We start from the raw sequence: 11112 nt of genomic DNA, 5'->3' as shown, positions 1-11112 counted from the left end.
GTGCGCAACGCCGGGGTACTGGTGGCCAACGCGGGCGACCTGGTCCTGGGCAACGATGGCTGGCTCAGCAATACCGGAAGCCTGACTGCCAGCCAGAACCTTAGCGCACAAACCAGTGGCACTATCACCAACAGCGGCACGGTCTACGCCAGCGGCAACACCACATTGGCTGCCGGGAACAACATCGGCAACACCGGGCTGATCGCAGCTTTGGGCAACACCACAGTCACCAGCGGCGGCAGCATCACCAGCGCCAGTGGCTCCGTGCTGGCGGCCGGACTGGCCGCAGACAATACCGTGGGCAGCAGTGGCAACCTCGCCGTCACCGCCACGGGCACAGCCACCTTGGCGGGCCAAAGCCTGGCTGGTGCCGATGTGCAACTCACCGGCAGCGGCGTCGATATCAGCCACGGGCAGCTCAGCGGCCGCAACCTCGGCCTGGCAGCCTCCACAGGTGATGTCACCACCACCGGCGCCACCGTCATCGCCAGCCAGACCCTGACCGCCAGTACCACCCAAACCCTGCGCACCGATGGCGCCGTGTTCTCGGCCAACCAGCTCAACCTGGCCGCGCATGACGTGTCCAACGCAGGCGGGCAGCTGCTGCAAACCGGCACCGGTGACTTGGTGCTGAACTTGGCCGGCAACCTGGACAACACCGGCGGCACCATCGCCACCAACGGCAAGCTCCTGGCAAGCACCAGCACCCTCAGCAACACGCAGGGTCACATCAGCGCCAACCAAAGCGTGAATATTGCCGCCTCGGCCAGCCTAGACAACACCGATGGCACCATCGGCGCCGCCCAAGACCTCCGCCTGGCTGGTGGAAACCTCATCAACACACGGGGTACGGTGCAGACCACCAGCGGCAACGTAACGCTGGCAGTGGCCGATCTAGACAACAGCGCTGGCCAGATCACCGCAGCTGGCAACCTGGCCATCCAAGCAGTGAATGTCAGCAACACCGGCACCCTGTACGCCAGCGGTAGCCAGACCCTGACCACCAGCGGAACGGTCAGCAACAGCGGTGTCATCGCAGCGCTGGGCGACACGACGATAACGGCACAAAACCTCCACAGCACATCCTCCAGTCTGCTGGCAGCGGGGTTGCAGGCCGATGGCAGCCTTGCAAGCACTGGCGACTTGCACATCACGACCACCCAAGGCCTGGTGGCCAACGGGCAGAACATCGCGGCGGGCTCTGTCCGCCTGGATAGCGCATCGCTGGACCTGTCGGGTAGCCAGACCAGCGCGGTCAACCTGGCCCTCACTGCCAGCGCCGGCAACCTCAACGCCAGCCACGCCACGCTGGTCGCCGCACAGACCTTGAGCGCCAGCAGCACACAGACCCTCAGCACGGATGGCGCCGTGCTCTCGGCCCACCAACTCAACCTGGGCGCGCACGACCTGTCGAATGTGGGCGGACAACTGCTGCAGACCGGCACAGGGGACATGGCGCTGCAGGTAACCGACACCCTGGACAACAGCCACGGCGTGATCGCCAGCAACAGCCAAAACCTGGTGCTGTCGGCCCAGACACTCACCAATGCGGGTGGGCAAATCCAGCACGCGGGCACGGGGACACTATCCATCAGCACCACTGCCGCGACCGACAACAGCGCCGGCGCCATTACCAGCAACGGTGACGTCCATGTGGACGCCTACAGCCTGCGCAACCAAGGCGGCTCCCTGCAGGCCGCTGGCAATCTGGCCCTCACCACCACCGCAGCCGTAGACAACAGCGCCAGCGGCCAATTGGGCGCCGGAGGTGACGTAGCGCTGGTCACCGGCAGCATGGACAACACGCAAGGCAGCATCACCGCCAGCGGCAAGCTGAACGCCACCGCAACAGGCACCATCTCCAACACCGGCGGTCTGTTGGCCGCCATCGGCGATGTCACCCTCACGGCCGCCCATCTCAACAACAGCCAAGGCACTGTCGCCTCCGTGCAAAACGCGCTGAGCGTGAGCACCTCGGGCACCACGGCCAATGACGGCGGCAGCATCCAGGCCGCGCTGGATGTCACGCTGCAGAATGCCGGTTTGAGCAATCTAGGCAGTAGCAGCAGCAGCCGCATCACCGGTCGCAACATCAGTATCAACACCCAGGGCCAAAGCTTCAACAACAACCTGGGCACCCTGGTGGCCAGCCAAAGCGCCACGCTGCAAACCGGTGCCTTGAACAATGACGCGGGCTTGGTACAAGCAGGCACGTCGCTAGGCATCGACACCCACGGCCAAACCCTCACTAACACGCATGCGGCCGGCTACGCCAACGGCGCTGGCGGACTCAGCGCCCAGGGCGCCATGACCCTTGCCACGGGCGACCTGGACAACGCAGCGGGCTTCGTAGGCGCGGGCGGCGCCTTGACGGCCACTACCGCCCAGGTCCGCAATACCGCCAGCAGTGGCGTGGGCGGGCAGATCGTCGGCAATGCCAGCGTCACCTTCACCAGCACTGGCTTTGACAACCGTGGCGGGCAAGTGCAGGCACTGGGCAATGTATCCATCAACGTGGGGGGTGGCAGCATCAACAACACTGCCAGCCTGCTGCGCAGCGCAGGCACTCTGAGCTTGGCGGCCAATACCGTCACCAACAGCAATACACAGGGTACCGACCAGGGCATCGAAGGCTACAACGTGGCAGTTGCCGCCAACACCATTGCCAACAACACCGGCGCCATCCGCGCCGACAACAACGCCACCCTGAGCAGCAGCGGCAGCATCAACAACAGCCAAGGTCTGGTCAGCGCGGGCAACACCCTGACCGTGCAAGACCTGGGCACCACCAAGACGCTGGCGGTAACCAACACCAGTGGCAAGCAGATCGCTCTGCAGGCGCTGAGCCTGAATGCCGCCAGCCTCACGGGCAACGGCAAGATGCTGTCGCAAGGTAACCTGGCCATCACCCTGACCAGCGACTACAACAACACCGACGAAGTCACGGCCAATGGCAATGCCAGCATCAATACCACCGGCAACATCACCAACAGCGGCACGCTGCAGGCCGGTAACACCCTGTCGCTGAGCGCCAGCAACATCGACAACACGGCCACCGGCACCCTCACGGCCACCACCACGCAGCTCACCGCCAGCAACACCCTCACCAACCGGGGACTGATCGACGGGACCGAAACGCAGATCAACGCGGGCACGCTGAACAACATAGGCACCGGCCGCATCTACGGCGACCACATCAGCGTCGCCGCCGGCACGGTCAACAACGATGCCGAGACCGCAGGCGGCGTCACCACCGCCGCCACCATTGCCGCGCGCAGCCGGCTGGACATAGGCGCCACCAACATCAATAACAGCAATGGCGCACTTATCTTCAGCGCCGGTGATCTGGCCATGGGCGGCAGCCTGGACGCCAACCGCCATGCCACCGGCGCGGCCGGCACCGTTACCAACAGCGGCTCCACCATCCAGGCGCTAGGCAACCTGGCCATCGGCACCGCCACGCTGAACAACCTGAACCCCAGCTTTGCCTATACCCTGACGCCGGGTGCCAGCACCAGCAAGACCGACTACATCTCCACCGATGGCTCCTCCGTGTATGTGGAGTCCGACTTTGCATGGGTCACCGTTGGCGGGCTCACGCACCAGTGGAACAACTACAAAACCGGGGGCGGATTGGTGAAGTCCGCCCCTTCCACAGGTGGCGTGCTGCCGTCCAGCCCTTATGCCGACCCTAAATACAAGCCCTTTTACGACGGTCCCGACGCCTATGTGGCGGCCTATACCATCACCCACGGGTCTGGCAGCAACTCTGGCTCCTCCACCGACTACCCCGCCGTCTACAGCTACGACAACACCAGCAGTATCTGGGCTACCTTTGGCGTAACCGCGCCTACCATCAGCATTCCTGTCTACCCCGATCATGGGAGTTGTGACTCCTGCGAGGCCCCCACCGCTGAGGAAATCGCTGCTTACGAGGCATCTACCCAGCCGTGGAAAGACCTGCAGCTCAAGATCAATGCCTTCCGCAGCACGGTGCAAAGCGGCCTCATGTCCTTCCAGACCTACCGCAGCTACACCGAAACCACGCAAAGCGCCGAAGTCACAGCCAGCACACCCGGGCAAATTCTGTCCGGAGGTAGCTTGAGCCTGGATGTCAGCAGCGCTAACCTCAACGACAACAGCCGCATCATCGCGGGCGGCGCACTCAATATCACAGGCGTAGCGGTCAACAACCACGCCACCACGGTCACCGCCAACAACACCCGCAATGGCACCATCAGTAGCTGGGGCGTCAATGGGGAAGACTGCGATATTTTCGGCTGCGACCCGACCTATGGTTGGAATACCGGCAGCTACACGCAAAGCACCCCCACCACCCTGACCCTGGGGCTGGGTGTCACCCAATGGAACACAGGTGGCAGCGCAGCAAGCACCAGCGTCAGCAATAAGATGCTTACAGCTGCGGTGCAAGGCGCACAAACCACCGGCGGCGTGCACGTGCTGATCGCGTCGCTAGCGAACGATGCCATTGGCAGCCTGGTCAATGCCCAGACGCCTAACAGCACACGCGCAGCCACCCCTGTCCCCAGTTCGGTTCCACGCCTTACCCAGGTCAGCACCGCCAGCGGCGGCACAGTCCAAAGCGTGCTGCCCAACACCAGCCTGCCCACGGCCAGCCTGTTCCACACAGCGCCCAGCAGCACCAGCCACTACCTGGTGGAAACCGACCCGGCCTACGCCAACTACCGCACCTGGCTCAGCTCGGATGCCCTGCTCACCTCCCTGAGCTACGACCCGGCCACGGTGCAAAAGCGCCTGGGCGACGGCTTCTACGAACAACAGCTGATCCGCGAGCAGGTGGCCGAACTCACCGGCCACCGCTTCCTCACCGGCTACCAAAACGACGAAGCCCAGTACCAGGCCCTGCTGGCCTCGGGCGCCACCTACGCCAAGCAGTGGAACCTGGTGCCCGGCGTAGCCCTCTCGGCGGCACAGATGGCCCAGCTCACCACCGACATGGTCTGGCTGGTGGAGCGCACCGTCACCCTGGCCGATGGCAGTACGCAAAAGGTCCTGGTGCCGCAGCTCTACGCCGTGGTGCGCGATGGGGATCTGAGCAACACCGGAGCCCTGCTCTCCGGTGGTTCGGTCAACCTCAACCTGACGGGCGACTTGACCAACAGCGGCACCATTGCCGGCCGCAGCGTGGTCAGCCTGACCGCCGACAACATCAACAATCTGGGCGGGCGCATCAGCGGCAGCGACGTGGCCGTACAGGCTGCCACCGACCTGAACAATATCGGTGGCCAGATCAGCGCCAGCAACAACCTGCTGGCCACCGCCGGGCGTGACATCAACGTGACCACCACCACTCAGTCCACTATCACCGGCACTAACAGCTTTACCGGCATCGACCGGGTGGCCGGGTTGTATGTGACGGGCACGAATGGCGTGCCGGGTACGCTGGTAGCCGCAGCCGGGCGCGACATCAACCTCACCAGCGCCATCCTCAGCTCCGCCGGCACGGCCACGCTGCAGGCGACCAACAACCTGAACCTGCAAGCCGTCACCCAGGCCGAGAGCATCAACGCCACACGCGATGCAGACAACTACACCCGCTTTGCCCAGAGCCAGGCCGTGGGCACCACGGTGCAGGCCAGCGGGGCGCTGACGCTGAGCGCGGGCAATGATCTCAGCGCCGTGGGGGCCAACGTCAACAGCAGCGCCGGTGCCACCACCCTGGCCGCGGGCCACGATGTGCGCATCAGCGCCGCCCGCCAAACCAGCAGCCTGGACACGGCCAGCTATGCCGAGGGCTCCAGCATGCTGGGCAGCGGCAGCACCCGCTCCAACCGCAGCGGCAGTGCCGACAATGCCCAGGCCAGCAGCATAGGCGGCAACACCGTCACCGTGGCGGCCGGCCACGACATCGCCGTCACCGGCTCCCAGGTGGTGAGTGATGTGGGCACCACCCTGGTGGCGCAGAACAATATCGCCATCACCTCGGATACCAACCGCAGCACCAGCAGCAGCTTCTTCGAGAGCAAGGGCAGCGGCTTCTCGTTAGACGGAGGCATCAACATCGGCAGCAAGCAGCAAAGCACCGACAGCCGGGGCAACGGCACGACGGCGGCAGGCAGCACGGTGGCCTCGCTCACCGGGGATGTGGCCATCAGTGCGGGCCAGCAGTACACCCAGGTGGGCAGTGCGGTGCAAACTCCAGCAGGCAATATCTCCATCCAGGCCCAGGATGTGGCCATCACCGAGGCCCGCGAGACCAGTGCCAGCAGCACCGTGACCAAGCAGAGCAGCAGTGGGCTCACGCTGGGGATGGGTGGGTCGCTGATCGCCGCCATGCAGGGCGTAGAGAACATGGCGGATGCCGCTGGCCAGACCAGCAACAAGCGCATGCAGGCCCTGGCCGCCGTGACCGCCGGCCTGACGGTGGCCAATGCCATGGGCGACATGGCCAAAAGCGGCGGCAAGCCCAGTGTCAATATCAGCCTGAGCTACGGTCAAAGCAGCAGCACCAGCACGACCTCTGACCAGAGCGACAGCGCCGCGGGCTCTACCGTGGCCGCGGGCGGCAATGTGAGCATTGTGGCTACCCGCACCAAAGATGCTGCAGGTGCATCCACTGACCCGGGCAAGGGCGGCAACATCCTCATCCAGGGCGGCAGCATCAGCGCGGGCAACATCACCACGCTCAAGGCCGACAACGACATCGTGCTGCAAGCCGCCCAGAACACCAGCAGCGAGCACAGCACCAGCCAAGGCAGCAGCTCCAGCATCGGCGTGAGCTATGGCACCGATGGCTGGAACGTCAGCGCCAGTGCCAGCAAGAGCAAAGGCAAGGGCGATGGCTCGGACCTGGGCTATACCAACACTACCGTCAGCGGCGGCAAGGCGGTGAACCTGTACAGCGGGGGCGACACCACCTTGGCCGGGGCCACCATCACCGCACCCCAGGTCAGCGCCGACATCGGCGGCAACCTCACCATCCAGAGCTTGCAGGACCGCAGCAGCTACCACAGCAGCAGCTCCAGTATGGGCGGCAGCGTGACGGTGGGCACGGGCGCCAGCGCCAGTGCCAGCATGTCCAAGACCCGCGTGGACAGCGAATTCAACAGCGTGGTCACACAAAGCGGTATCCGCGCCGGCGACGGTGGCTTCCAGGTTGCCGTCAAGGGCGACACCACCCTCACGGGTGGCGTCATCAGCAGCACCCAGGCGGCGGTGGATGCGGGGCTGAACAGCTTCAGCACCGGGGGCAAGCTGACCACCACGGACTTGCAGAACAAGGCCGAGTTCAGCGCCCAGAGCGTCAGCGCCAGCGTGGGCACCGGCGGTGCCAGCGGGGGTGTGGGCAGCATGGCCAGCAATGCCAGCAGCACCACCCAGGCCGGGATCACCGGCATTGCGGGCAATACCGCAGCCCGTACCGGCGACGCCGAGACCGGGGTGAAGAATGTCTTTGACAAAGACAAGGTCCAGGCCGATGTGCAGGCACAGGCTTCCATCATGCAGGCCTTTGGGCAGCAGGCCAGCAAGGCGGTGGGGGACTATGCGGGTGCCCAGCGTGACAAGGACAAACAGGATGCAGCAGCAGCGCGCGCCAATGGTGACGAAGCCAAGGCCCAGCAGCTAGAAGCCGAAGCGGCCAAGTGGGATGAAGGAGGCGTCTACCGCATTGCCGCCCATGCGGTGGTGGGTGGACTCTCGGGGGGAATCAATGGCGCCCTGGGTTCAACAGCGGTGGCCTCGGCGGCACCTACGCTCAATGCGATGCAGAGTAGTCTGGAGAACAGCCTGACCAATGCGGGCCTGCCCGCCAGCGTAGCCCATGGGGTGGCGGCGGTGGCCATGCAAGGAGCGGCCATCGGTGTGGGCAGCGTGGCCAGTGGGGGGAGCACCGTCGGGGCGGCTACTGCGTTGAATACGGATGCAAATAACCGGCAGTTGACGCATACCGAGACGGAGCGCATCAAGAAGCTGGCCAATGGCGATCCGCAGAAGGAGGTCCTGCTGACGGAAGCTGCATGCGCGCTGGTGCACTGTGCCGATGGTGTGCCCAAGGATGACCCCAAGTACGCCTACCTCAAAGGTCTACAAGATGCAGGCAGCGGTCTGACTGATGAAAAAGCACTACTGGCGCAACAACAAGGCCGAGAGGGGCGCAACGTCCAACAGCTGTTCCAGTACACCGGGGTGGACCAGTACATCATCGACCCCGCAAAGCAAAACAAGGTGAGCACGCGTGCCGCTGGCGTACTACAGGCGGTGGGTGGTGCTGGCCTCATTGCTTCGGGTAGCGGTGAATGCGCCACCGGAGTCGGTTGCGTGTTGGGTGCCGTTAGCATCGTGGCGGGGGCGGACAATCTGAAAGCCGGCGCAACCACGGCTGCCACGGGCAATGCGGCGATCACCCAGGGGGAGCAGGTTCTGCAAAGTTTGGGGATGAGTCCGCAGGCAGCGGCTATAACCTATGCAGCGCTAGGGATGACACCTGCGACGGTGGAGGCGGTGATTGCGAATAAAGCGATCAATGCTCAAGCTGCTGCGAATAGTGCGGCGAAGCAGTCTTATGAGGTGAGCAGTACGGGGGCAACCGGGGGAACTGGGAGCGTGATAGCCGCTGATACCGCAGGAGGAGCCAAGAATCCATTGCTTGCAGATGCGATGCCAAGGAACGGTGATCGGTTGGTATTGAATCAAGGAAATGTCCCTACCTGTGGCGCCAATTCATGCGGAATGGCGTTGGATACGATGGGTAGGCCCGTTGATGTTGCAACGTTAATCCAAAGAATTCCACCGACCGCAGAAGGCATCTATTCGACTGATGTCGCGACCTTGATGAAATCCCAGGGTGTTGATGCGATCGCGCTAGGTAGGCGTAACGTGAGTGATTTGGCACGCTATACAGAAAATGGTACCCCGGTGGTGGTCCGCGTTGCCGATCCAGGAGTAAGCGATTTCTCCCACTTTGTGGTAGTTGATGGAGTTACAACACGAAATGGCGTGCAAGTAATCGCAATTCGTGATCCACAGGGCGCACAATATTTCAGTCCTGTCACCACGTTTAACAAGAGCTTTACGGGTGAGGTGATCGTGCCAAAGCCTGCGACAACACCAGTGCCCTCGAGAAAATAAAAATGCTGCTAAAAATCCAATTGCCGGACAACCTCGTTGTTCAAAGTTTGCTTGAACAAAAGAACATTCCTTGCTTCTGTCGAGTTCGAGGTAGTTCGTTTGAACTACTGTTTCAAGACCCTTTGCCGCAGGCTACAGGGGTTGTGGAAGGCTGGACTCAAAGAGTGATCGATGAACGCGCTGATGCTGGTGCGGGTGGTCAGTATTCGCACTACTGTTTTGGCATGGTTACGCTGAAGAAAACAGGTGAGCATGTTTTTGATATTGTGGATCTATCTTTTTTTAAGAGTTCGATTGGCTGGTGCCCAATCATGGAGAGTGGCGAGTTGTCGCCAGTAAGACAATGGAATTCGCTAGAAGACGAACTTGAATTTGAGGCAAGCTTCAAAAACAAGAAGCTAAATAAAAAGCAACAAGAAACTATGGATGCACTTGCTAAGGCGGGGTTTGCGGATAGGCCGACCGATTGAGTTTCCGCTGATTGGCATCAAATCGGCCTCTAGCGCACAGAGTACCTGCGCAAGCAGCTATCAATTCAATAGTATTCATCCGCGACACCACGCCTCACCCAGGTCAGCACCGCCAGCGGCGGCACAGTCCAAAGCGTGCTGCCCAACACCAGCCTGCCCACGGCCAGCCTGTTCCACACAGCGCCCAGCAGCACCAGCCACTACCTGGTGGAGACCGACCCGGCCTACGCCAACTACCGCACCTGGCTCAGCTCGGACGCCCTGCTCACCGCCCTGAGCTACGACCCCGCCACGGTGCAGAAGAGATTGGGCGATGGCTTCTACGAACAGCAGCTGATCCGCGAGCAGGTGGCCGAACTCACGGGCCACCGCTTCCTCACCGGCTACCAAAACGACGAAGCCCAGTACCAGGCCCTGCTGGCCTCGGGCGCCACCTATGCCAAGGCCTGGAACCTGGTGCCCGGCGTAGCCCTCTCGCCCGCGCAGATGGCCCAGCTCACCACCGACATGGTCTGGCTGGTGGAGAAGACCGTCACCCTGGCCGACGGCAGTACGCAAAAGGTCCTGGTGCCGCAGCTCTACGCCGTGGTGCGCGATGGGGATCTGAGCAACACCGGAGCCCTGCTCTCCGGTGGTTCGGTCAACCTCAACCTGACGGGCGACTTGACCAACAGCGGCACCATTGCCGGCCGCAGCGTGGTCAGCCTGACCGCCGACAACATCAACAATCTGGGCGGGCGCATCAGCGGCAGCGACGTGGCCGTACAGGCTGCCACCGACCTGAACAATATCGGTGGCCAGATCAGCGCCAGCAACAACCTGCTGGCCACCGCCGGGCGTGACATCAACGTGACCACCACCACTCAGTCCACTATCACCGGCACTAACAGCTTTACCGGCATCGACCGGGTGGCCGGGTTGTATGTGACGGGCACCAATGGCGTGCCGGGTACGCTGGTAGCCGCAGCCGGGCGCGACATCAACCTCACCAGCGCCATCCTCAGCTCCGCCGGCACGGCCACGCTGCAGGCGACCAACAACCTGAACCTGCAAGCCGTCACCCAGGCCGAGAGCATCAACGCCACACGCGATGCAGACAACTACACCCGCTTTGCCCAGAGCCAGGCCGTGGGCACCACGGTGCAGGCCCAGGGCGACCTGACCCTGCGCGCCGGTGCCGACCTCACCGCCCAGGGTGCCCAGATCACCAGCCTGAGCGGCGCCACCACCCTGGTGGCGGGCCATGACGTAAGCATCGGCGCAACCACCCGCACCAGCAGCCTGGACACGGCCAGCTATGCCGAGGGCTCGGGCTTCCTCAGCTCGGGTAGTACCCGCATCACGCAAAGCGGTAGCACCAGCACCAGCGTGGGCAGCCAGGTCAGCGGCAACACCGTCACCGTGGTAGCCAATAACGACCTGGCGGTGCAAGGCAGCAACATCACCTCCCAGAGCAGCACCCTGCTGGCCGCGGGCAACAACCTGGTGGTTGCCTCCGCGCAAAACACCAGCAGCGCCAGCTATGCCATGG

At 63.2% G+C, this 11112-nt stretch carries 3 protein-coding genes; all 3 read left to right on the top strand.

Going from position 1 to position 11112, the window contains the following annotated elements:
* Nucleotides 1–21: 21 nt before the first annotated feature.
* Nucleotides 22–9111, top strand: coding sequence for a hemagglutinin repeat-containing protein (locus AC07VY_RS26360; protein WP_495100108.1), 9090 nt, complete (start codon nucleotides 22–24; stop codon nucleotides 9109–9111).
* A 2-nt stretch (nucleotides 9112–9113) separates the two neighbouring features.
* Nucleotides 9114–9581, top strand: a complete 468-nt coding sequence (locus AC07VY_RS26355) for a hypothetical protein (protein WP_495100107.1) — start codon at nucleotides 9114–9116, stop codon at nucleotides 9579–9581.
* A 135-nt stretch (nucleotides 9582–9716) separates the two neighbouring features.
* Nucleotides 9717–11112: hemagglutinin repeat-containing protein (locus tag AC07VY_RS26350; RefSeq protein WP_495100106.1), on the top strand; the 1396-nt coding region annotated here is incomplete at its 3' end.

The sequence above is a fragment of the Rhodoferax sp. GW821-FHT02C08 genome (assembly GCF_059421805.1).
The sequence above is the reverse complement of the archived record's forward strand: the minus strand, read 5'-3'. Positions and strand labels throughout refer to the sequence as shown.